Source organism: Pseudomonas migulae NBRC 103157 (assembly GCF_002091715.1).
Classification (GTDB): domain Bacteria; phylum Pseudomonadota; class Gammaproteobacteria; order Pseudomonadales; family Pseudomonadaceae; genus Aquipseudomonas; species Aquipseudomonas migulae_A.
Window position 1 is genome coordinate 28,413 of record NZ_BDAG01000036.1, and the last position, 23,109, is coordinate 51,521.

Sequence of the window (23,109 nt, forward strand, 5' to 3'; positions counted from 1 at the left end):
CCAGAATAACAATCCACAGAGGTTGAATCATGGCTGTTAACAACGATCGTGCAGGCAGCAAACCCTTGATCGAGAAACGCTCGATCGACTACATCCCGGAAGCGGAGAGACACGGTCGCCTGTTTAGCCAGTTCACCCTGTGGATGGGTGCCAACCTGCAAATCACCGCGATTGTCACCGGGGCCCTGGCCGTTGTGCTGGGCGGTGACGTGTTTTGGTCGTTGATCGGTTTGCTGATCGGGCAACTGCTCGGCGGTGGCGTGATGGCGCTGCATGCCGCGCAAGGGCCCAAGCTTGGCCTGCCGCAGATGATTTCCAGCCGTGTGCAGTTCGGCGTTTATGGCGCGGCCATCCCGATCGTGCTGGTCTGCTTGATGTACCTCGGCTTCACCGCAACCGGAACCGTGCTGTCCGGTCAGGCGCTGGGCCAGTTGTTTGGCGTCAGTGACACCGTCGGTATCCTCATCTTCGCCAGTGTCATCGTGCTGGTCACGGTACTCGGTTATCGGGTGATCCATTTCATTGGCCGTGTCGCCAGCGTCATTGGTGTGATTGCCTTTGTTTACCTGTTCAGCCGTCTGATGAGCCAGACGGACGTTGGCGCACTCCTGCAAATCCGCCACTTCAGCTGGAGCAGCTTCCTGCTGGCGGTGTCGCTCGCGGCGTCCTGGCAGATCGCCTTCGGCCCCTACGTGGCTGACTATTCGCGCTACCTGCCGAGCAAGACTTCCTCGGTGAAAACCTTTTTCGCCGCGGGTGCGGGTTCGGTCATTGGCGCACAGGTGGCGATGATCCTCGGCGTGTTTGCCGCGGCCTCGGCCAACGGGCAATTCGCCGGCCACGAAGTGGCCTACATCGTGGGTCTGGGCGGTACCGGTGCCACTGCTGCGCTGCTGTACTTCAGCATCGCGTTCGGCAAGGTCACCATCTCCACGCTGAACTCGTACGGCAGCTTCATGTGCATTGCGACCATCATCAGCGGTTTCCGTGGTGAACTGAAGGTAACGCGCTTGCAGCGGTTGGTGTTCGTGCTGGTCATCGTCGGTGCTGCGACCCTGATGGCGTTGCTCGGCCAGCACTCGTTCCTCGGTGCGTTCAAGTCGTTCATCCTGTTCTTGCTGGCGTTCTTTACGCCATGGAGCGCGATCAACCTGGTGGACTACTACTGCATCACCCGCGAACGCTATGACGTGCCGGCGCTGTCCGATCCGAACGGTCGCTACGGTCGCTGGAACATGCTCGGTATCAGCATCTATGTGTTCGGTGTGCTGGTGCAGCTGCCGTTCATTTCCACCAAGTTCTATACCGGTCCGCTGGTGGCCGCTCTGGGTGATGTGGATATTTCCTGGATCATCGGTCTGGTGCTGCCTGCAGCCCTGTATTACCTGTGTGCGAAAAAATGGCACGGCACCGTGCCCGATCAACTGATTCTGCCGGTCGAGCAGGACAGCGTTGTACAACCTAAAACAAGCGGGGCCGGTCGCGCTGCGGCGCAGGCCTGATTGGACGTGGATAGGGCTGGATGCCTCTTGACTGCCGTAAGCCAATTCATGATTAGGAGCGTCACTACAATGAAATCGAACAAGACCCTGCTGACCACATTGCTTTCCATGGGCCTGCTCGCCAGCGCCGGCGCCACCCAGGCAGCCGGTTGGTGCGAATCGGGCAAGCCGGTGAAATTCGCCGGTCTGAACTGGGAAAGCGCCATGTTGCTGACCGACGTGCTGCAAGTCGTGTTGGAGAAAGGTTACGACTGCAAGACCGACAGCCTGCCGGGCAACTCCATCACCATGGAAAACGCCTTGAGCAGCAATGACATTCAAGTGTTTGCCGAAGAATGGGTCGGCCGCAGCGAAGTCTGGAACAAGGCTGAGAAGGCCGGCAAAGTCGTCGGTGTCGGTGCCCCGGTCGTCGGCGCAGTCGAAGGCTGGTACGTGCCGCGTTACGTGATCGAAGGTGACGCCAAGCGCAAGCTGGAAGCCAAGGCGCCGGACCTGAAAAACATTGCTGACCTGGCCAAGTACGCCTCGGTGTTCAAGGATGCCGAAGAACCAGCCAAGGGCCGTTTCTACAACTGCCCGGCCGGCTGGACCTGTGAGCTGGACAACAGCGAAATGCTGAAGAGCTACGGCCTGGAAAGCAGCTACACCAACTTCCGTCCGGGCACCGGCCCGGCGCTGGATGCCGCCGTGCTGTCGAGCTACAAGCGTGGCGAGCCGATCCTGTTCTACTACTGGTCGCCAACACCGCTGATGGGCCAGGTTGACCTGGTCAAGCTCGAAGAGAAACCTGGGGTGAACAAGGAAGTGACCATCAAGGTCGGCCTGTCCAAGACTTTCCACGAGCAAGCCCCGGAACTGGTGGCTGTGCTGGAAAAGGTCAACCTGCCGATCGACCTGCTGAACCAGAATCTCGGGCGTATGGCCAAAGAGCGGATCGAGTCACCAAAACTGGCGAAAATCTTCCTCAAGGAACATCCTGAAGTCTGGCACGCATGGGTGAGCGAAGACGCAGCCAAAAAGATCGACGCGGCCTTGTAGGTTGAGCCTCTCCGACTGTCGTCAGCGGCAGTCGGATGCTTGATCGCAACCCCTTGATTGAGAGCCTCTTATGTTTCCCGAAAGCTTTACCTTTTCCATCGCCGACTGGGTCAACGGTTGGGTCGATTCGCTGGTCACCAACTACGGCGACGTGTTCCGCAGCATCTCCGATACCCTGTTGTGGGCCATCGTCAATCTTGAAGGGCTGCTGCGTGCGGCGCCCTGGTGGCTGATGCTGGCGATCGTGGCGGGCGTTGCCTGGCACGCAACCCGTAAAGTCGTAACCACCGCCGTCATTGTCGGTTTGCTGTTCCTGGTGGGCGCGGTCGGCCTGTGGGACAAGCTGATGCAGACCCTCGCGCTGATGATGGTGGCGACGGTCATTTCGGTGCTGATCGGCATTCCGCTGGGCATTCTCTCGGCGCGCAGCAATCGCCTGCGTTCGGTGCTGATGCCGCTGCTGGACATCATGCAGACGATGCCGAGTTTCGTGTACCTGATCCCGGTGCTGATGCTGTTTGGTCTGGGCAAGGTCCCGGCTATTTTCGCCACCGTGATCTACGCCGCACCACCGCTGATCCGCCTGACCGATCTGGGCATTCGCCAGGTTGACGGCGAAGTGATGGAAGCAATCAACGCCTTTGGTGCCAACCGCTGGCAGCAACTGTTCGGTGTGCAACTGCCGCTGGCGCTGCCGAGCATCATGGCCGGGATCAACCAGACCACCATGATGGCCCTGTCGATGGTGGTGATTGCCTCGATGATCGGTGCCCGTGGCCTAGGTGAAGATGTGTTGGTGGGGATTCAGACCCTCAACGTCGGACGTGGCCTTGAAGCCGGTCTGGCGATCGTGATTCTGGCAGTGGTGATCGACCGCATTACACAGGCGTACGGTCGTGCACGGCATGAGGTGAGCAAATGAACAACCAAGCCATCAGCAAAATCGAAGTCAAAAACGTCTTCAAGATTTTCGGCAACCGTTCCAAGGAAGCGCTGGGCATGATCGGCCAGGGCAAGACCAAGGATCAGGTGCTGGCCGAAACCGGCTGCGTGGTCGGCGTGAACGACCTGTCGTTGAGCATCGGTAGTGGCGAGATCTTCGTGATCATGGGCCTGTCCGGCTCCGGCAAATCGACCCTGGTGCGCCACTTCAACCGCCTGATCGACCCGACCAGCGGCGCTATCCTGGTGGATGGCGTGGACATCCTGCAATACGACATGGACGCCCTGCGCGAATTTCGCCGACGCAAGATCAGCATGGTGTTCCAGAGCTTCGGCCTGCTGCCGCACAAGACTGTGGTGGACAACGTCGCCTACGGCCTGAAAGTGCGTGGCGAGACCAAGCAGATGTGCTCCGAGCGCGCGCTGCACTGGATCAACACCGTGGGCCTGAAGGGCTACGAAAACAAATACCCGCACCAGCTCTCGGGTGGCATGCGTCAGCGTGTGGGCCTGGCTCGTGCCTTGGCGGCGGACACCGACATCATCCTGATGGACGAAGCGTTCAGTGCGCTCGATCCGTTGATTCGTGCGGAGATGCAGGATCAGTTGCTGGAATTGCAAAAGACCCTGCACAAGACCATCGTCTTCATCACCCACGACCTCGACGAAGCCGTGCGCATCGGCAACCGCATCGCGATCCTCAAGGATGGCCGCCTGATTCAGGTGGGTACGCCGCGAGAGATCCTGCATTCGCCGGCGGATGAGTATGTCGACCGGTTCGTACAGCGGCGGGCGGCGGTGGTTTAAGACATTTGCGGTGACTGTGCTGGCCTCTTCGCGAGCAAGCCCGCTCCCACATTGGATTGTTGGTGTTTTAAAAATTTGTGTTCGACACAGATCCAATGTGGGAGCGGGCTTGCTCGCGAAGGCGTCGGCAAAGCTGCATCAATATTCAGGTTGTACGCACGAGGTCAAAGATGTCCCAGGCTGAAAAAATCGTTATCGCCGACGCCCCTCTGCGTTGGCAGGATGTCGTCGCAGTCGCCCGCCACGGCGCGCAGCTCGAGCTGTCGGCCCAGGCCTGGGCGCGGATCGAGAACGCTCAGGCGATCGTCCAGCGCATCGTCACCAGCGGCGAACGCGCTTACGGCGTCAACACCGGTCTGGGTGCGCTGTGCAACGTCTCGCTGAAAGACGAACAGCTGAGCCAACTGTCGCGTAACACCTTGCTCAGTCACGCCTGTGGCGTTGGCGCGCCACTGACTGACGAACAGACGCGCGCGATCATGTGCGCCGCCATCCGCAACTACAGCCACGGCAAATCCGGTATCCATCGCCGGGTAGTCGAAGCGCTGCTGGCGCTGCTCAATCGCGGTATCACCCCGCAAGTGCCGTCCCAGGGCTCGGTGGGTTATCTGACCCACATGGCGCACATCGGCATCGCGCTGCTGGGTGTCGGCAATGTCAGCTATCGCGGGCAGATTGTTTCTGCGCAACAGGCCCTGGCCGAAGAAGGTCTGCAACCGGTTCAGCTCGGCGCCAAAGACGGCTTGTGCCTGGTCAACGGCACGCCGTGCATGAGCGGCCTCAGCTCCCTGGCGATTGCCGATGCCACGCGCCTGCTGCAATGGGCCGACGTGATCGGCGCCATGAGCTTCGAAGCCCAGCGGGGCCAGATCGCAGCGTTCGATGCCGAGATCATCGCCCTCAAGCCGCATCCGGGCATGCAGCAGGTCGGCATCAACCTGCGTTCGCTGCTCGATGGCAGTGAGGTGATTGCTTCGAGCAAAGGCATCCGCACCCAGGATGCGCTGAGCATCCGTTCGATCCCGCAGGTCCACGGCGCTGCACGGGATCAACTGGCGCACGCGATCCAACAGATCGAAACCGAACTCAACGGCTGCACCGACAACCCGTTGCTGCTGGGCACGCCGGACAATTTTCGCATCATGTCCCAGGCCAACCCGCACGGTCAGTCCGTGGCCATGGCCGCTGATTTGCTGGCCATTGCCATGGCGGAAATCGGCTCCATCGCCGAGCGCCGTCTCGACCGTTTGATCAACCCGCACGTCAGCGGTCTGCCGGCCTTCCTGGTGGCCAATCCGGGGGTGAACTCCGGGATGATGATCGTGCAATACGTCGCCGCTTCGCTGTGTGCGGAAAACCGTCAACTGGCGCAACCGGCGGTGCTCGACAACTACGTGACCTCGGGCCTGCAGGAAGACCATCTGAGCATGGGCACCAACGCCGCACTGAAGCTCCATCGCGCGCTGGAAAACTGCACGCAGATCCTCGCCATCGAGTACCTGTTGGCGGCTCAGGCATTTGAATTCCTCAAAGAGCAGCGCTTCGGCGCAGGCACTGATACCGCCTGGCGTCTGCTGCGTGAACGGGTTCCGGCCTACGATCAGGACCGCTGGCTGGCGCCGGATATCGCTGCGGCTGCCGGGGTTTTGAAAGATTCGAATTTGCTGCACAAGGCTTTGCCAAACCTGAACTGATTCCTACATCAAACCAGCGTGCCAAGGCGCAAGCCCCCCAAAAGGCGGGAAGCGACGGACAACGGACATTTCCGGAGCGTCTGGTTAGTTAACAAAAAGACTCTCAAAAGGAGAATAAAAGTGACTGCGCTAAATTTGATTCCCGGCCAACTGAGCCTCGCCCAACTGCGTGATATCTATCAGCAACCGGTCAAGATCACCCTCGACAACAACGCCTCGGCACAGATCGAAGCCAGTGTTGCCTGCGTGGAACAGATCCTCGCCGAGAACCGCACCGCTTATGGCATCAACACCGGTTTCGGCCTGCTGGCCTCGACCCGCATCGCCAGCGAAGACCTGGAAAACCTGCAGCGCTCGCTGGTGCTGTCCCACGCCGCCGGTGTGGGCGAGCCGATCAGCGACGCGCTGGTCCGACTGGTCATGGTGCTCAAGGTCAACAGCCTGAGCCGTGGTTTCTCCGGTATTCGCCGCGTGGTCATCGACGCGTTGATCGCCCTGATCAACGCTGAGGTCTACCCGCACATTCCATTGAAAGGTTCGGTCGGTGCCTCCGGCGACCTGGCGCCGTTGGCCCACATGTCGCTGGTGCTACTGGGTGAAGGCAAGGCGCGCTACAAAGGCGAGTGGATGGAAGCGACCGAAGCGCTGAAAGTCGCCGGTCTGACGCCGTTGACCCTGGCCGCGAAAGAAGGCCTGGCGCTGCTTAACGGCACTCAGGTGTCCACTGCTTACGCCCTGCGCGGTCTGTTTGAAGGTGAAGATCTGTTCGCGGGCGCCCTGGCCCTTGGCGGCCTGACCGTCGAAGCGGTGCTGGGTTCGCGTTCGCCGTTCGACGCGCGGATTCATGCCGCACGTGGCCAGAAAGGCCAGATCGACGCCGCTGCCGCTTACCGCGACCTGCTGGGCGAGCGCAGTGAAGTCTCCGACTCGCACCAGAACTGCGAAAAGGTTCAGGACCCTTACTCCCTGCGCTGCCAGCCGCAAGTCATGGGCGCCTGCCTGACCCAGTTCCGTCAAGCCGCCGAAGTGTTGGCCGTTGAAGCCAACGCCGTTTCGGATAACCCGTTGGTGTTTGCTGCTGAAGGTGACGTGATCTCTGGCGGTAACTTCCACGCCGAACCCGTCGCGATGGCCGCTGACAACATGGCCCTGGCCATCGCTGAAATCGGCTCGCTGAGCGAGCGCCGCATCTCGCTGATGATGGACAAGCACATGTCGCAACTGCCGCCGTTCCTGGTGGCCAATGGCGGCGTGAACTCCGGTTTCATGATCGCTCAAGTGACTGCTGCGGCTCTCGCCAGCGAGAACAAGGCGTTGTCCCATCCACATTCGGTGGACAGCCTGCCGACGTCGGCGAACCAGGAAGACCACGTGTCGATGGCCCCGGCTGCTGGCAAGCGTTTGTGGGAAATGGCCGAGAACACCCGCGGGATTCTCGCGGTGGAATGGTTGGCGGCGGCTCAAGGCCTGGACCTGCGTAACGGTCTGAAGACCTCGCCAAAACTGGAGAAGGCTCGGGCGATTTTGCGTAAAGAAGTGCCGTTCTATGAGAAGGATCGCTTCTTTGCGCCGGACATCAATGCAGCGACTGAACTGCTGGCGACGCGTTGCCTGAATGAATTGGTGTCGGCGAAGTTGCTGCCTAGCCTGTAAGGGCGCCATCGCCAGCAAGCCGGCTCCTACAGGGACAACGCAATCCCCTGTAGGAGCCGGCTTGCTGGTGATACGATTTTGAAATTGTGGAGATTACGGGATGAAAACCCTCTGGCAACACTGCCACGTCGCAACCATGGCGCAAGGCGTCTACTCGATCATCGAGGATGCGGCCATCGTGACGTCCGGTGCGCGCATTGAGTGGATCGGCCCTCGCGCTGAACTGCCGGCGGGCGAATACCCGGCCGTCAACGATTTGAAAGGGGCCTGGGTCACCCCGGGCCTGATCGACTGCCACACCCACACGGTGTTCGGCGGTAACCGCAGCGGTGAATTCGAGCAGCGTTTGCAAGGCGTCAGCTATGCGGAAATCGCAGCAGCCGGTGGCGGCATCGCCAGCACCGTGCGCGCAACCCGCGCGGCCAGCGAAGACGAATTGTTCGCCAGCGCCGCCAAGCGCCTGAAAAGCCTGATGCGTGACGGCGTCACCAGCATCGAAATCAAATCCGGTTACGGCCTCGATCTGGCAAACGAGCGCAAGATGCTGCAGGTCGCCCGCCGTCTCGGTGCCGAACTGCCAATCAGCGTACGCAGCACCTGCCTGGCGGCCCACGCCTTGCCGCCGGAGTATGTGGACCGCGCGGACGACTACATCGATCACATCTGCGCCGAGATGCTCCCCGCGCTCGCCGCCGAAGGGCTGGTGGATGCGGTGGACGCGTTCTGCGAATACCTGGCGTTCTCGCCAGCACAAGTCGAGCGAGTGTTCGTCACTGCGCAAAAACTGGGCTTGCCGGTGAAACTGCACGCCGAGCAATTGTCATCGCTGCACGGTTCGAGTCTGGCGGCGCGTTATCACGCACTGTCGGCCGACCACCTGGAGTTCATGACCGAAGAAGACGCCATCGCCATGGCCGCGTCCGGCACCGTCGCGGTGTTGCTGCCGGGTGCGTTCTACTTTCTGCGTGAAACCCAGTTGCCGCCGATGGACGCGCTACGCAAACACGGCGTGAAAATCGCCGTCGCCAGCGACCTCAATCCCGGCACCTCGCCAGCGCTGTCGCTGCGCTTGATGCTGAACATGGCTTGCACCTGTTTGCGCATGACCCCGGAAGAAGCCCTGGCCGGTGCGACGATTCATGCCGCCGCCGCGCTGGGCATGGCCGACACCCATGGTTCGCTGGAAGCCGGCAAGGTCGCTGACTTCGTCGCCTGGCAAATCGATCGTCCCGCTGACCTGTCGTACTGGCTGGGCGGTGATCTGGAGAAACGCGTCGTGCGTCACGGCGTTGAAACGAGCGTTTAGGAGAACAGTTGTGGATAAGGTTCTGAACTTCAAACAAGGCCGCGTGCCGCTGCTGATCAGCATGCCCCACGCCGGCCTGCGCCTGACCCCGGCAGTCGAAGCCGGGTTGATCCCCGACGCGAAAAGCCTGCCGGACACGGACTGGCACATTCCGAAACTTTACGAGTTCGCCACTGAACTTGGCGCCAGCACCTTGGCTGCCGAGTACTCGCGGTTTGTCATCGACCTGAACCGCCCGTCCGACGACAAGCCTCTGTACGCAGGCGCGACCACCGGCCTGTACCCGGCGACATTGTTCGACGGCATTCCATTGTTCCGTGAGGGTATGGAACCGTCGGCAGCGGAACGCGCGACCTATCTGGAACAGGTCTGGACGCCTTACCACAGCACGCTGCAGAACGAACTGGCACGACTGAAAGCCGAATTCGGCTATGCGTTGCTGTTCGATGCGCATTCGATCCGCTCGATCATCCCGCACCTGTTTGACGGCAAGCTGCCGGACTTCAACCTGGGCACATTCAACGGTGCCAGTTGCGATCCACAGTTGGCCACTCAACTGGAGGCGATCTGCGCACGGCACGGCGACTACAGCCATGTACTGAACGGTCGTTTCAAGGGTGGCCACATTACCCGGCACTATGGCAATCCGGCGGAAAACATTCATGCCGTGCAACTGGAATTGGGCCAGTGCACCTACATGGAAGAATTCGAGCCGTTCCGCTATCGCCCGGACCTGGCGGAGCCGACACAAGTGGTGCTCAAGGAATTGCTGCAAGGGCTCCTGGCGTGGGGCGAAAAACACTACAACGCATAACCCCCTGTGAGAGCGGGCTTGCTCGCGAAGGCGGTGTGTCAGGCACCATTGATGTCGACTGGCACACCGCTTTCGCGAGCAAGCCCGCTCCCACAGTTAATCCGTTCACCTTAGTCGCCACCGTGCAAATCTCGGTCGCCACAGTTCGCTTTTGGTCTCACGCTGCTGCGTAATGTTCTGAGCACGGTGCAACAAGACACCGGGCCCATAATAAATCTGCCGCACGAGACCTCCCCCAATGAAAAGACTGTTCACCCGCTGTCTCTCAATCCTCTGCGGTACCGCTCTTCTGAGCACCAGTGCTCTGGCCAGCGACGACGCTTCCTGCAAAGCCGTGCGCATGGGCGTGGTCAACTGGACCGACGTGATCGCCACCAGCGGCATGGCCGATGTGTTGCTCAACGGCCTTGGCTACGAAAGCAAACAAACCAGCGCCGTGCAGCAAATCATCTTCGCCGGCATCCGCGACAAGCGCCTCGACATCTTCCTCGGTTACTGGAAACCGGCGATGGACAACAACATTGCCCCGTTCGTGGCCGCCAATCAGCTGAAGGTCATGGCCAAGCCGAGTCTGGCCGACGCCCAGGCAACGCTCGCCGTGCCGGAGTACGTCGCCGACGCAGGGTTGAAAACCTTTGCCGATATCGCCAGGTTCAAAGACAAGCTCGGCGGCAAGATTTACGGCATCGAGCCGGGTAGCGGTGCCAATACCACGATCAAAACCATGATCGAGACCAATCACTTCGGCTTGAAGGATTTCAAACTGATCGAGTCCGGTGAGGCCGGCATGCTGGCCGCCGTTCAGCGGGCGGTGAATCGTAAGGAATTCGTGGTGTTCGTCGGCTGGACCCCGCACCCGATGAACATCAACATGAAAATCACCTACCTGACCGGCAGCGAAGATGTTTACGGGCCGAACGAAGGGGCGGCCACGGTCTCCACGGTGACGGCGCCGGACTACGCCGAACGTTGCCCGAACGTGAATCGTTTGTTGGAAAACCTCACGTTCACCGCCGCTCAGGAAAGTCAGCTGATGGTGCCGATCATGGAGCGCAAGACGCCGCAGGACGTTGCCAGGCAATGGCTGCGTGATCACCCGGAAGATCTTCAGCGCTGGCTGGCCGGCGTCAGCAGTTTTGACGGCAAGGATGGGGTAGCGACCGTACAGGCCAGCCTGAAAAACTGACCGTCACCGCAGAACCTGTGGGAGCGAGGTCTGTGTGGCGAGGGGACAAATCCCTTCGCCACACAGGCCTCGCGCCCACAGGTTTGCGCCACTCTCCACAAAACCTCGGCACCCGACTCATGGCTACTTACCCGCTATCCGCACAAATGTTGGCCTTCGTCGAGAAAACCGTCAGCTTCAACAGCACTGACAGTAGCCTCGCCGGGATGCGCCAGGCCTACAGCGAGATGTGCCGGGCGTTCACCCCGCCGCGTCCCGCCGAGCTGTATGTCGTGGACTTCGAATTGGCCGGTGTGCCGGTGCGTTCGTATCAGCCGCCGGTTTCGCCGTCGACTGGCGGTAGTCCATGCATTGTGTATCTGCACGGCGGCGGTTGGGTGGTGGGGGATCTGGATTCCCACGATTTCATCTGCGCCGAACTGGCGTCGACGCTTGGCGTGTTGGTGATCGCCGTCGATTATCGTCTGGCGCCGGAGCATCCGTTTCCGGCGGGGTTCGACGATTGCCTGAAGGTCTGGCGAGCCCTGCGCTCCGGGCCGTTTCAACTAGACCCCGCGCGTACGCTGGTGGCCGGCGACAGTGCCGGGGGCAATCTCGCCGCCGCGCTTTGCCTGGCATTGCGCGATGCGGGTGAGCCACTGCCAGCGGCACAGGTCCTGATCTATCCGGGACTGGGTGGCGACCAGCGGCTGGCGTCGCGCAGCGAATGCGTCGACGCGCCGTTGCTCAGCAGCAGCGACGTGGACTGTTATCACGCCTTGTACTTGCGTGGCAGTCGACAGCCGGGCGCTTACGCGATGCCGTTGCTCGCCGAGGATCTCGGTGGCTTGCCGCCGGCGCTGATCGCTGTGGCGCAGTTCGATCCGCTGCGCGACGACGGTGTGCATTACGCCGAGAGACTCAACGTCGCGGGCGTTGCCGCGACACTTTATTACGGCGAGGGTCTGGTTCATGGCTGTTTGCGAGGGCGGGGCCAGGTCGCCGAGGTCGATGCGCTCTATGAAACACTGCTCGGCTATCTGGCTGAAAAAACGGGAGGCAAAACTCTGACTCAGCAAGGGCATGCTCATTGACGTAAATCGGGTTTATGATGCCGGACGGCAGAATAATAGAAGTCCCCCCAGGGATGACCTCGACCCCTTACGGAGCGCGCAATGCAGACTTTGTACCCGCAGATCAAACCCCACGCCCGGCACGATCTGGCCGTCGATGAAACCCACACCCTGTATGTCGACGAAAGCGGTTCACCGGAAGGTTTGCCGGTGGTGTTCATCCACGGCGGCCCCGGCGCCGGGTGTGATGCACAGAGTCGCTGTTTTTTTGATCCGAACCTTTACCGCATTGTTACCTTCGACCAGCGCGGTTGCGGTCGCTCCACTCCTCACGCCAGCCTGGAAAACAACACCACCTGGGATCTGGTCGCCGACCTTGAGCGGATTCGCCAACACCTGGGCATCGACAAATGGGTGCTGTTCGGCGGTTCGTGGGGCTCGACCCTGGCGCTGGCCTACGCGCAAACCCACCCGGAGCGTGTGCACGGTCTGATTCTGCGCGGGATTTTTCTCTGCCGCCCGCAGGAAATCGAATGGTTCTATCAGGCGGGCGCCAGCCGACTGTTCCCCGATTACTGGCAGGACTACATCGCGCCGATCCCGCTGGACGAGCGTGAAGACCTGCTCAGCGCTTTCCACAAGCGCCTGACCGGCAACGACCAGATTGCCCAGATGCACGCAGCCAAGGCCTGGTCCACCTGGGAAGGCCGGACGGCGACCTTGCGTCCGAACCCGCTGGTGGTCGACCGGTTCTCCGAGCCACAGCGCGCGTTGTCGATTGCCCGTATCGAATGCCATTACTTCACCAACAATGCGTTCCTCGAGCCGAACCAGTTGATCCGCGACATGGGCAAGATCGCCCATTTGCCTGGCGTGATCGTGCACGGTCGTTATGACGTGATCTGCCCGCTGGACAACGCCTGGGAATTGCATCAGAACTGGCCGAACAGTGAATTGCAGGTTATCCGTGACGCCGGGCATGCCGCTTCCGAGCCAGGCATTACCGATGCACTGGTGCGTGCCGCCGATCAGATGGCCCGGCGCTTGCTCGACCTGTCCCCAGAAGAAGCATGAAGGGCCTGTTGCAACGCGTGCGTGGCGCGCGAGTCGAGGTAGCGGGGGAGGTGGTCGGTGCAGTCGATCAGGGTTTGCTGGTACTGGTAGCGGTCGAGCCCGAGGATACTCGGGCCAGCGCCGACAAACTTTTGCATAAGCTGCTTAACTATCGAGTGTTCAGTGACGCCGAAGGCAAGATGAATCTGTCCTTGGCGGACGTCGGCGGCGGGTTGCTGCTGGTCTCTCAGTTCACCCTGGCCGCCGACACCAAAAGCGGCTTGCGCCCCAGTTTTTCGACTGCTGCCCCTCCGGCGCTGGGCGAGGAGCTTTTCGACTATCTATTAGGGAAAGCGAAACAGGTGCATGGCACTGTGGCATCAGGTAGATTCGGCGCGGATATGCAGGTTCACCTGGTCAATGATGGCCCGGTTACCTTCCTGTTACAGACCTGAAAGCGCTTGAAACAAGTTTTTAAGCGCTTTTTCACTGAAAACAGGGGTTTTTCGCGAGAAATACTTTGTTGCGCCTGATGCGTTGTAACGCGGCCTGCTAGATAATCGCGCGCTACGGGGATCAGCGTTCGTTGGTCCGTTTTGACTTAGGTAGAGACTTGTCCTGGACCTGTTGGGGAATCATTTGGCCCCATAGGAGTCGGAACAATGCTCGCCAACTTGGCAAGAGTGGTTTGTAGGGACGGGTTTTTCATGCCGTTTACCTCACAGGCCCTTTAACTGGCCGTTGGTTTTTTGATCTGTTTTCGGCGAGGGTTGCTCGTGATTGTTAGTCCCTGTATTGCACCAAAATTGTCTGCCAAACGGTTACGAAGCGCTCTGGTAGCGGGCTCAGCCCTGCTTTGCCTGCTCAGCGCCGGCCAGCTTTGGGCATTCAGTCTGGATGACGTGTCGGCCAAGGCGAAAGAGCTGGCCGGGCAGAAATACGAAGCCCCGCGCAGTAACCTGCCGAACGAATTCCGCGAAATGAAATTCGCGGACTATCAGAAAATTCGTTTCCGTACCGAGAAAGCGGAATGGGCTGATCAGAAAACCCCGTTCAAACTGTCGTTCTATCACCAGGGTATGCACTTCGATACTCCGGTGAAAATCAACGAAATCACGGCCAACACCGTCGAAGAGATCAAGTACGACCCAAGTCGTTTCGATTTCGGCGATGTCAAGTTCGATCCAAAAGCCACCGAACAGTTGGGTTATGCCGGCTTCCGTGTGCTGTACCCGATCAACAAGGCCGACAAGCAAGACGAAATCATGACCATGCTCGGCGCGAGTTACTTCCGCGTTGTCGGCAAGGGGCACACTTATGGCTTGTCCGCTCGCGGCATGGCCATCGATACCGCGTTGCCGTCCGGCGAAGAGTTCCCGCGTTTCACCGAGTTCTGGATTCAGCAGCCGAAACCGGGTGACAAGCACCTGGTCATTTTCGCCCTGCTGGATTCGCCACGCGCCACCGGCGCGTATCGCCTGACCCTGCGTCCGGGCAGCGACACCGTTGTCGACGTCAAGGCCCAGATGTTCCTGCGTGACAAGGTCACCAAGCTCGGCATTGCACCGCTGACCAGCATGTTCCTGTTCGGCGCCAACCAGCCTTCCAAAGTGCTGAACTATCGTCGCGAGCTGCACGACTCCAGCGGTCTGTCGATCCATGCCGGCAACGGCGAGTGGATCTGGCGCCCGCTGAACAACCCGAAACACCTGGCGGTGAGCAACTTCTCGATCGAGAACCCGCGTGGCTTCGGCTTGCTGCAACGTGGCCGTGACTTCAGTCACTACGAAGACCTCGACGACCGCTACGACAAGCGTCCAAGTGCCTGGATCGAGCCAAAAGGCGATTGGGGCAAGGGTTCTGTAGACCTGGTTGAAATTCCGACCGCCGACGAAACCAACGACAACATCGTTGCGTTCTGGAGCCCGGAAAAACTGCCGGAGCCTGGCCAGCCGCTGGAATTCGGCTACCGCATGCACTGGACCATCGACGAAGCGGCGATTCATGCACCGGACAGCGCCTGGGTCCAACAGACCCTGCGTTCCACGGGTGACGTGAAACAGTCCAACCTGATCCGCCAGCCGGACGGCAGCGTTGCCTACCTGGTGGACTTCGAAGGCCCGTCCCTGGCGGCCTTGGCCCCGGATGCGGACGTTCGCAGCCAGGTCAGCGTTGGCGACAACGCCGAGCTGGTCGAGAACAGCGTGCGTTACAATCCTGAAACCAAAGGCTGGCGCCTGACCTTGCGGATGAAGATCAAGGATCCGGGCAAGTCCACCGAGATGCGTGCGGCACTGGTTCAGAACATTGTGCCTGCCGATCTCGCCAAGTCTTCGGTTCCAGCGTCCAATTCGTCCGTTGCCAAGGCTGACAAGGTTGCTGCCCGGCAAGCGGAGAAAGCGGACAAGGAAGCGAAGGCCGCCGAGGCCAAGCAGGCCGAAGCCAAGCCAGTCGCAGATGCCAAGGACAAGGACAACAAAGACGCCAAGCAGCCTGCTGCTGCGGACGCGGCCCCAGCCACACCGGAATCGGCCGCGACTGAAGAAGTCCTGACCGAGACCTGGAGCTACCAGTTGCCTGCCGATGAGTAATTCTCAAGTAAAGCCAGAGACTCTTGCCGAGTATCTGGCGCATTTACCGATGACCGACGAGCAGCGCGCGGAACTCGCGGGCTGCCAGTCCTTCAGCGAGCTGCACCAGCGCCTGTCGTCCTCGACGTTCGACTCGCCGACCGAGGCTGCTCAAGCTTCGGTGGGCCGTCGTTTGACCCTGAACACTGCTGAAGAGCTGGAAGAAGCGGAAATGCTGGTGCTCGACGCCAGCGGTCGTGTTTGCCTCAAGGCCACTCCGCCGATCCGCCGGACCAAAGTCGTGCCCGAGCCGTGGCGCACCAATATCCTGGTGCGTGGCTGGCGGCGTCTGACCGGTCGTACCAATCCACCAGCCCCGCCGAAAGACGAGAATGTATTGCCGGCCGCGCGCTGGCGTACGGTCGGTTCGATCCGCCGTTACATCCTGCTGGTACTGATGCTCGGTCAAACCATCGTCGCCGGCTGGTACATGAAAGGCATCATGCCGTACCAGGGCTGGTCGTTCGTCGACCTGAACGAAGTCCTGCATCAACCCCTGATGCAAACCGTCACGCAAGTGCTGCCGTATGCGCTGCAGACCAGCATCCTGATCATGTTCGGGATTCTGTTCTGCTGGGTGTCGGCCGGTTTCTGGACAGCGCTGATGGGCTTCCTCGAGTTGCTCACCGGTCACGATAAATACCGCATTTCCGGTAAAAGTGCCGGCAACGAGCCGATTGCCAAGGACGCTCGCACCGCACTGGTGATGCCGATCTGCAACGAAGACGTGCCACGGGTGTTTGCCGGTCTGCGCGCGACGTTCGAGTCGGTTGCGGCCACGGGTGACCTGGATCGCTTCGACTTTTTCGTCCTCAGCGACAGTAACGATGCCGACATCTGCGTCGCCGAACAGCAGGCCTGGCTGGACGTCTGCCGCGAAGCCGGTGGCTTCGGCAAGATCTTCTATCGCCGCCGTCGCCGTCGGGTAAAACGCAAAAGCGGCAACCTCGACGACTTCTGCCGTCGTTGGGGCGGTGACTACAAGTACATGGTCGTGCTCGACGCTGACTCGGTAATGAGCGGCGAGTGCCTGACCAGTCTGGTGCGCTTGATGGAAGCCACGCCGGACGCCGGGATCATCCAGACCGCGCCGCGCGCATCGGGCATGGACACGCTGTATGCGCGCATGCAGCAGTTCGCGACCCGTGTGTACGGTCCGCTGTTTACCGCCGGCCTGCACTTCTGGCAGTTGGGCGAATCCCACTACTGGGGCCACAACGCGATCATCCGCATGAAGCCGTTCATCGAGCACTGCGCCCTGGCGCCGTTGCCGGGTAAAGGCGCGTTCGCCGGTGCGATCCTGTCCCACGACTTCGTCGAAGCAGCGCTGATGCGCCGTGCGGGTTGGGGCGTCTGGATTGCCTACGACTTGCCGGGCAGCTATGAAGAACTGCCGCCGAACCTGCTGGACGAACTCAAGCGTGACCGTCGCTGGTGCCACGGTAACCTGATGAACTTCCGCCTGTTCCTGGTCAAGGGCATGCACCCGGTTCACCGCGCAGTGTTCCTGACCGGCGTGATGTCTTACCTGTCGGCGCCGCTGTGGTTCTTCTTCCTCGTGCTGTCGACGGCGCTGCTGGCGGTCAACACGCTGATGGAACCGCAGTATTTCCTTGAACCGCGCCAGCTCTATCCGCTGTGGCCACAATGGCACCCGGACAAGGCGATCGCGTTGTTCTCGACCACCATCGTGCTGCTGTTCCTGCCGAAGCTGTTGAGCATCATCCTGATCTGGGCCAAGGGCGCGAAAGAGTTCGGTGGCAAGTTCAAGGTGACGTTGTCGATGCTGCTGGAGATGCTGTTCTCCATGTTGCTGGCGCCGGTGCGGATGATTTTTCACACCCGCTTCGTGCTTGCCGCGTTCCTCGGCTGGGCCGCGACCTGGAACTCGCCGCAGCGTGACGACGACTCCACGCCATGGAGCGAAGCCGTCAAGCGTCACGGTCCGCAAACCTTGCTGGGTTTCTTCTGGGCGCTGCTGGTGATCTGGCTGAACCCGAGCTTCCTCTGGTGGCTGGTGCCGATCGTCGGTTCGTTGATGCTGTCGATTCCGGTGTCGGTGATCTCCAGTCGCGTGGGCCTGGGCCTCAAGTCCCGTGACGAGAGCCTGTTCCTGATCCCTGAGGAATACAATCCGCCACAGGCGTTGCTGGCGACTGACCAGTACACCCATGAAAACCGTTATCACGCGCTGAAAGACGGCTTCATCCGCGCGGTGGTCGATCCACAGCAGAACGCCCTGGCCTGCTCGCTGGCGACGTCGCGTCACCGTGAGGCCGAGCCGATCGAATGGCTGCGGATCGAGCGTGTTCGCCATGCATTGAAAGTCGGGCCTGACGGTTTGACCAACAATGAGCGTGTGCAATTGCTGAGCGATCCGGTGGCCCTGGCGCGCTTGCATGAGCAGGTCTGGAACGAAGGTCATCCGGATTGGCTGGGAGCCTGGCGCCAGTCGGTGAAAGCCGATCCCCATGCGCCGCTGCTGCCGCTCAAGCCGCTGAGTGCGCAACCGCAGTTGGCCTGACAAAGAGAACCTCGCGAAAGCGAGGTTTTTTTTGCCTCATCGTTTCCAAACACTTGTGCAAACGAGCGAGTACGTTAGGATCCGTCCCCGAATTGGTGCGCCCGGATAATTTTTGTCCGTATCGATGCGTTTCCTGAGGGGAGCCGCCGTTTGCGCGCCTCATAACTCAATGGGTTTGGGGACATGATGATGAAGAAGTATCTCTCGATGCTGCTGGTCGGCGTCACGGCATTGGTTGCAGTCAGCGCGGCGCAGGCCGGTGCCATCGATGACGCAGTCAAGCGCGGCACGCTGAAAGTCGGCATGGACCCGACCTACATGCCGTTCGAGATGACCAACAAGCGCGGCGAGATCATCGGTTTCGAAGTCGACATCCTCAAAGCCATGACCAAGGCCATGGGCGTCAAGCTGGAGCTGGTGTCCACCGGTTACGACGGCATCATCCCGGCCCTGCTCACTGACAAGTTCGACATGATCGGCAGCGGCATGACCCTGACCCAGGAGCGCAACCTGCGCCTGAACTTCAGCGAACCGTTCATCGTGGTCGGCCAGACCTTGCTGATCCGCAAGGAGCTGGAGGGCACCATCAAGTCCTACAAAGACCTGAACACCACCGACTACCGCATCACCTCCAAGCTTGGCACCACCGGCGAAATGGTTGCCAAAAAGCTGATCTCCAAAGCCAAGTACCACGGTTATGACAACGAGCAGGAAGCCGTGCTCGATGTGGTCAACGGCAAGGCCGACGCCTTTATCTATGACGCGCCTTACAACGTAGTGGCGGTGAACAAGTTCGGCAACGGCAAGCTGGTGTTCCTCGACAAGCCGTTCACCTACGAGCCGCTGGCCTTTGGTCTGAAGAAGGGTGACTACGACAGCATCAACTTCATCAACAACTTCCTGCACCAGATCCACGAAGACGGCACCTACGATCGCATCCATGACAAGTGGTTCAAAGACACCGCTTGGCAGAAAGACATGGAATAAGGCTTCAGACCGAGTCGCGTCAATCGCCAGCAAGCCGGCTCCTACAGGATTAGCGTCGGACACACCTATTGTGTTCACCCGGATCAACGGTAGGAGCCGGCTTGCTGGCGATGGCGGCCTCCCTGGCGACATAGAATCCGGAACCTGCTTACCTGATGAAACAGAAAAAAGCCCAATGGCCCTGGCACGTGTTGACTGTGCTGGTGCTGATCGGCCTGGCCGGCGCGTTGTATTACGCCACCTCGCTGATGTCCTACGAATGGCGCTGGAACCGTGTGCCACAGTACTTCGCCTACCACGCCGAAGAATCCCAGCGCGCCGCCGACATCTCCACTGTCAGCGAACTGGTGCGCAAGGGCGACAAGGCTGAGGTCACCCTGCGCAACGACGCGGGTGACGAGCAGCATCTGACCGTCGACGACAACAGCCTGCAAGTTGCCCAGGGCGATGACGTGGCTGAGGGCGACGTGATCGGCGTGACTCGCCATTGGGCCGCAGGCCCCCTGATGTGGGGGCTTTGGACCACCTTGTGGTTGTCCGTGGTGTCGGGCGTGCTTGGCCTGTTGATTGGCCTGGCCACCGGCTTGTGTCGTCTGTCGAACAACCCGACCCTGCGTGACCTCTCGACGATCTACGTCGAACTGGTGCGCGGTACGCCGCTGCTGGTGCAGATTTTCATTTTCTACTTCTTCATCGGCACCGTGATGAACCTGTCACGGGAATTCGCCGGGATCGCCGCGCTCTCTCTGTTCACCGGCGCGTACGTGGCAGAGATCATCCGCTCCGGCGTGCAATCGATTGCCCGCGGCCAGAACGAAGCCGCACGCTCCCTCGGCCTTAGCGCCGGCCAGTCGATGCGCCACGTGGTGCTGCCGCAAGCGTTCAAACGCGTGCTGCCGCCGCTCGCCGGGCAGTTCATCAGCCTGGTTAAGGACACCTCGCTGGTGTCGGTGATTGCGATTACCGAGCTGTTGAAAAGCGGTCGTGAAGTCATCACTACCTCGTTTTCGCCATTCGAAATCCTGTTCTGCGTGGCCGGCCTGTATTTGTTGATCAACCTGCCGCTGTCGAAAATCGCCAGCCGGCTTGAGCGGAGGCTCGCGCAAAGTGATTGAAGTCCGCGATCTGGTAAAAGTCTTCGACACCCGCGGCCAAGTGGTACGCGCGGTGGACAACGTCAGCACGGCCGTGGCCAAGGGCGAAGTGCTGGTGGTGATCGGCCCGTCCGGTTCCGGCAAGTCGACCTTCCTGCGCTGCCTCAACGGCCTGGAAGAATTCGATTCAGGCTCGGTGAGCATCGACGGCCTGCAACTGGCCGACCCGAAAACCGACGTGAATGCCTACCGTCGCGAAGTCGGCATGGTGTTCCAGCATTTCAACCTGTTCCCGCACATGACCGTGCTGGAAAACCTCTGCCTGGCGCAGAAAGTCGTGCGCAAGCGCGGCAAGAAAGAGCGTGAGGCCAAGGCGCTGGCGCTGCTGGAAAAGGTTGGAATCGCGCAGAAGGCCAACGAGTATCCGTCGCGCCTGTCCGGCGGCCAGCAACAGCGCGTGGCGATTGCCCGGGCGTTGGCGATGGAACCCAAGGTCATGCTGTTCGATGAGCCGACCTCGGCGCTGGATCCGGAAATGGTCGGTGAAGTGCTGGACGTGATGAAAACCCTGGCCGTGGAAGGCATGACCATGGTCTGCGTCACCCATGAGATGGGCTTTGCGCGGGAAGTGGCGGATCGGGTGCTGTTCTTCGATCACGGCAAATTGCTGGAAGACGCCTCGCCAGCCGAGTTCTTCGATGCGCCGAAGGATCCGCGGGCTCAGGCTTTCCTTCGTCAGGTCCTATAGCTTCAGCGCCTGTTAGATGGTAATCGCGGGCAAGCCCGCTCCCATAGGGTTTAACGGTGGAACGTAAAAAGAGTGAACACCGAAAACTCTGTGGGAGCGGGCTTGCTCGCGAAGGCATCGCCTCGGTCCTGAGTGAACCGAGGCCCCCGCATCACCTCAAACCCTGAACTTGCCCACCAGCATCTGCAAATGCGTCCCCAACCGCGCCAGCTCGACGCTGGAGGCCGCGGTTTCTTCGCTGGCTGCCGAGGTCTGCTCGGACACATCGCGCACGTTGAGCACGCTACGGTTGATCTCTTCAGCCACCGCACTCTGCTGCTCGGCCGCTGCGGCAATCTGCTGGTTCATCGACTGAATCGCCGACACGGTGCGGGTGATGCTTTCCAGCGAGCCACCCGCTCGACGGGTCAGTTCGACGCTGCTGTCGGTCAGGCTGCGGCTGTTGTCCATGATGGTCGCGACTTGCTGGGTGCCACTTTGCAGGCCGACGATCAGCTCTTCGATTTCTTCGGTGGACTTCTGGGTGCGCTGGGCCAGGCTGCGAACCTCGTCGGCGACCACCGCAAAACCACGTCCGGCTTCACCGGCGCGGGCGGCTTCAATGGCCGCGTTGAGCGCCAGCAGGTTGGTTTGCTGGGCGACGGATTTGATCACGTCGAGCACGCTGCCGATCTTGTCGCTTTCGCGTTTCAAGTGACCCATGGCTTCGGTGGAATTACCGACTTCGAGGGCCAGGCGCTCGATCTGGGCGATGGCTTCGCCGACGACCTTGTCACCTTCGCGGGCCTGCTGGTCAGCGGCAAGGGCGGCTTCAGAGGCTTCTTCGGCGTTGCGCGCGACTTCCTGCACGGTGGCAGTCATTTCGTTCATCGCGGTTGCCACCTGATCGGTCTCGACCTTCTGGCTGTTGACCCCGGCGCTGGTCTGCTCGGTCACTGCGGACAGTTCTTCGGCGGCGCTGGCGATTTGCGTGACGCCGTCGCTGATGCCACCGATCAATTCGCGCAGGCCCAGGGTCATGCTCTGCATGGCGCGCTGGAGTTGACCGAGTTCGTCCTGACGCTCGGACACGAGGTTCTGGCTCAGGTCGCCGGCGGCGATGCGCTCGGCCACTTTCAGCGTCTGGCTCAGTGGAATGACGATCTGTCGGGTGATAGCCCATGCCGCGAAAAGACCGAAGATCAAGGCCAGGGCAGTGGCCAGCAACAGCATGTTCTTGGCGTGCGCGGCGTCGGTGTCGCGTACGACGGTTTGCGAGCCGGTGAGCTTTTTGCTGACGTCGAGCAGGATGTTGCCCTGGGAGGCCATGCGTGTGAGTGCGGCGGCGCTGGCGACTTGAGAGTCGCGGAACTGGCTGACGGCGGCGCGATAGGCTTTGAACGATTCGCTGGCCTGTTGCAGATTGGCCGTGTGCTGTTGCGGCAGTTTCGATGGCAGGCTGTCGAGGCTGTTCAGGGCATTGGTAATGGCATCCAGCGCCGGTTGTTCAGCGTCGGCCTTGCCGCTGTAGGTGTAGCCGCGAACTTGATAGCGGGCTTGCTGAAGTAATTTGCTGACTTCAACCACACTGTTGAAATCGGCGACGCTGTCGCCCTGCTGCATGGCTTTCTCGACTTCAGTCACGCGTGCTACGGCGTTATCGGCGTTGGCGCCGAGTTTGCTGCGCGCATCTTCGCGGCTGGCGCCGGCCTGGACCATGGCGGCAAAGGCTTGTTTGTACTCGCTGACCGCGGCCAACTGCTGGTCGACCATGGCCGCATCGGCAGGTTGTTCGATCAGTGTACGCGCGGTCTTCAGCCCGGTGTCGAGTTGCCCGAGCAGGTCGTTGACGGCCCCCGGGCCTTGTTCGCCACGGCGCATTTCGTAATCCAGGCGGGCCAGGCGCAAGTCTTTGGTCAGGTCATTGAGACTGGCAATGAACCCCAGTTTGTCGCCGCGACTGATGACGTCACTCAGGCCGGTCCAGCCGGTGAAGGTGATCAACAAGGTGAGTAGCAGTACCAGACCGAAGCCGACACCCAGTTTGCGATTGACGCTGACGTTTCCCAGTTTCTCGGCTAGCCATCGGTACATGCTGCA

Annotated in this window: 18 protein-coding genes and 1 pseudogene; 17 read left to right on the forward strand and 2 right to left on the reverse strand. The window is 60.6% G+C overall.

The features are described 5' to 3' along the window. Nucleotides 1–29: 29 nt before the first annotated feature. From PMI01S_RS23390 to PMI01S_RS23470, 17 genes are all read left to right on the forward strand, one after another. Nucleotides 30–1,502: a purine-cytosine permease family protein gene (locus PMI01S_RS23390; protein WP_084322520.1), complete on the forward strand. Its 1,473-nt coding sequence runs from the start codon at nt 30–32 to the stop codon at nt 1,500–1,502. A gap of 69 nt (nt 1,503–1,571) precedes the next feature. Next, nucleotides 1,572–2,540, forward strand: a complete 969-nt coding sequence (locus PMI01S_RS23395; protein WP_084322521.1) for an ABC transporter substrate-binding protein — start codon at nt 1,572–1,574, stop codon at nt 2,538–2,540. A 70-nt stretch (nt 2,541–2,610) separates the two neighbouring features. After that, nucleotides 2,611–3,462, forward strand: coding sequence for an ABC transporter permease (locus PMI01S_RS23400; RefSeq protein ID WP_008058061.1), 852 nt, complete (start codon nt 2,611–2,613; stop codon nt 3,460–3,462). After that, nucleotides 3,459–4,289, forward strand: coding sequence for a quaternary amine ABC transporter ATP-binding protein (locus PMI01S_RS23405; protein WP_084322522.1), 831 nt, complete (start codon nt 3,459–3,461; stop codon nt 4,287–4,289). Before PMI01S_RS23400 ends, PMI01S_RS23405 begins: the two co-directional genes overlap by 4 nt. Before the next feature lie 170 nt (nt 4,290–4,459). Next, nucleotides 4,460–5,983 carry a histidine ammonia-lyase gene (gene hutH / locus PMI01S_RS23410; RefSeq protein ID WP_084322523.1) on the forward strand — a complete coding sequence of 508 codons (1,524 nt, stop codon included), beginning with the start codon at nt 4,460–4,462 and terminating at the stop codon, nt 5,981–5,983. A gap of 120 nt (nt 5,984–6,103) precedes the next feature. After that, entirely contained in the window at nt 6,104–7,636 is a 1,533-nt protein-coding gene (gene hutH / locus PMI01S_RS23415; protein WP_084322524.1) for a histidine ammonia-lyase, read from the forward strand. 100 nt (nt 7,637–7,736) lie between these two features. Further along, entirely contained in the window at nt 7,737–8,942 is a 1,206-nt protein-coding gene (gene hutI / locus PMI01S_RS23420; protein WP_084322525.1) for an imidazolonepropionase, read from the forward strand. 10 nt (nt 8,943–8,952) lie between these two features. After that, nucleotides 8,953–9,756, forward strand: a complete 804-nt coding sequence (gene hutG / locus PMI01S_RS23425; RefSeq protein WP_084322526.1) for an N-formylglutamate deformylase — start codon at nt 8,953–8,955, stop codon at nt 9,754–9,756. A 238-nt stretch (nt 9,757–9,994) separates the two neighbouring features. Beyond that, nucleotides 9,995–10,942, forward strand: coding sequence for a choline ABC transporter substrate-binding protein (locus PMI01S_RS23430; RefSeq protein ID WP_084322527.1), 948 nt, complete (start codon nt 9,995–9,997; stop codon nt 10,940–10,942). Nucleotides 10,943–11,061: 119 nt separating this feature from the next. After that, nucleotides 11,062–12,015, forward strand: a complete 954-nt coding sequence (locus PMI01S_RS23435; protein ID WP_084322528.1) for an alpha/beta hydrolase — start codon at nt 11,062–11,064, stop codon at nt 12,013–12,015. Between the two features lie 81 nt (nt 12,016–12,096). After that, nucleotides 12,097–13,068 (forward strand): prolyl aminopeptidase, encoded by a 972-nt coding sequence (gene pip / locus PMI01S_RS23440; RefSeq protein ID WP_017336093.1) that lies wholly within the window; start codon nt 12,097–12,099, stop codon nt 13,066–13,068. Next, nucleotides 13,065–13,502: a D-aminoacyl-tRNA deacylase gene (gene dtd / locus PMI01S_RS23445; protein WP_084322529.1), complete on the forward strand. Its 438-nt coding sequence runs from the start codon at nt 13,065–13,067 to the stop codon at nt 13,500–13,502. Before pip ends, dtd begins: the two co-directional genes overlap by 4 nt. Nucleotides 13,503–13,823: 321 nt before the next feature. Beyond that, a complete protein-coding gene (locus tag PMI01S_RS23450) occupies nt 13,824–15,638 on the forward strand; it encodes a glucan biosynthesis protein G (RefSeq protein ID WP_084322530.1) in 1,815 nt (604 codons plus the stop codon). After that, nucleotides 15,631–18,201 carry a glucans biosynthesis glucosyltransferase MdoH gene (gene mdoH / locus PMI01S_RS23455; protein ID WP_084322531.1) on the forward strand — a complete coding sequence of 857 codons (2,571 nt, stop codon included), beginning with the start codon at nt 15,631–15,633 and terminating at the stop codon, nt 18,199–18,201. Before PMI01S_RS23450 ends, mdoH begins: the two co-directional genes overlap by 8 nt. A 189-nt stretch (nt 18,202–18,390) precedes the next feature. Continuing rightward, nucleotides 18,391–19,188 (forward strand): transporter substrate-binding domain-containing protein, encoded by a 798-nt coding sequence (locus PMI01S_RS23460; protein WP_084322554.1) that lies wholly within the window; start codon nt 18,391–18,393, stop codon nt 19,186–19,188. 155 nt (nt 19,189–19,343) lie between these two features. Beyond that, complete coding sequence (locus PMI01S_RS23465; protein ID WP_084322532.1) at nt 19,344–20,303, forward strand: amino acid ABC transporter permease; 960 nt, start codon at nt 19,344–19,346, stop codon at nt 20,301–20,303. Further along, on the forward strand, nt 20,296–21,030 hold the full coding sequence (locus PMI01S_RS23470) for an amino acid ABC transporter ATP-binding protein (protein ID WP_084322533.1): 735 nt from the start codon (nt 20,296–20,298) through the stop codon (nt 21,028–21,030). Before PMI01S_RS23465 ends, PMI01S_RS23470 begins: the two co-directional genes overlap by 8 nt. 156 nt (nt 21,031–21,186) lie before the next feature. Here PMI01S_RS23470 and PMI01S_RS32520 read toward each other — a convergent pair whose 3' ends face one another. Next, on the reverse strand, nt 21,187–22,059 hold the full coding sequence (locus tag PMI01S_RS32520; protein ID WP_371850936.1) for a methyl-accepting chemotaxis protein: 873 nt from the start codon (nt 22,057–22,059) through the stop codon (nt 21,187–21,189). Further along, nucleotides 22,045–23,103 (reverse strand): annotated as a pseudogene (locus PMI01S_RS32525) (methyl-accepting chemotaxis protein); the annotation flags it as partial. The gene PMI01S_RS32520 and the pseudogene PMI01S_RS32525, both read right to left, overlap by 15 nt. Between the last annotated feature and the right edge of the window lie 6 nt (nt 23,104–23,109).

Coding starts and splice junctions, on each gene's coding strand:
- PMI01S_RS23390 (WP_084322520.1), top strand. CDS start 30: ATGGCTGTTAACAACGATCGTGCAGGCAGCAAACCCTTGATCGAGAAA.
- PMI01S_RS23395 (WP_084322521.1), top strand. CDS start 1,572: ATGAAATCGAACAAGACCCTGCTGACCACATTGCTTTCCATGGGCCTG.
- PMI01S_RS23400 (WP_008058061.1), top strand. CDS start 2,611: ATGTTTCCCGAAAGCTTTACCTTTTCCATCGCCGACTGGGTCAACGGT.
- PMI01S_RS23405 (WP_084322522.1), top strand. CDS start 3,459: ATGAACAACCAAGCCATCAGCAAAATCGAAGTCAAAAACGTCTTCAAG.
- hutH (WP_084322523.1), top strand. CDS start 4,460: ATGTCCCAGGCTGAAAAAATCGTTATCGCCGACGCCCCTCTGCGTTGG.
- hutI (WP_084322525.1), top strand. CDS start 7,737: ATGAAAACCCTCTGGCAACACTGCCACGTCGCAACCATGGCGCAAGGC.
- PMI01S_RS23430 (WP_084322527.1), top strand. CDS start 9,995: ATGAAAAGACTGTTCACCCGCTGTCTCTCAATCCTCTGCGGTACCGCT.
- PMI01S_RS23435 (WP_084322528.1), top strand. CDS start 11,062: ATGGCTACTTACCCGCTATCCGCACAAATGTTGGCCTTCGTCGAGAAA.
- pip (WP_017336093.1), top strand. CDS start 12,097: ATGCAGACTTTGTACCCGCAGATCAAACCCCACGCCCGGCACGATCTG.
- dtd (WP_084322529.1), top strand. CDS start 13,065: ATGAAGGGCCTGTTGCAACGCGTGCGTGGCGCGCGAGTCGAGGTAGCG.
- mdoH (WP_084322531.1), top strand. CDS start 15,631: ATGAGTAATTCTCAAGTAAAGCCAGAGACTCTTGCCGAGTATCTGGCG.
- PMI01S_RS23460 (WP_084322554.1), top strand. CDS start 18,391: ATGAAGAAGTATCTCTCGATGCTGCTGGTCGGCGTCACGGCATTGGTT.
- PMI01S_RS23465 (WP_084322532.1), top strand. CDS start 19,344: ATGAAACAGAAAAAAGCCCAATGGCCCTGGCACGTGTTGACTGTGCTG.
- PMI01S_RS32520 (WP_371850936.1), bottom strand. CDS start 22,059: ATGCAGAGCATGACCCTGGGCCTGCGCGAATTGATCGGTGGCATCAGC.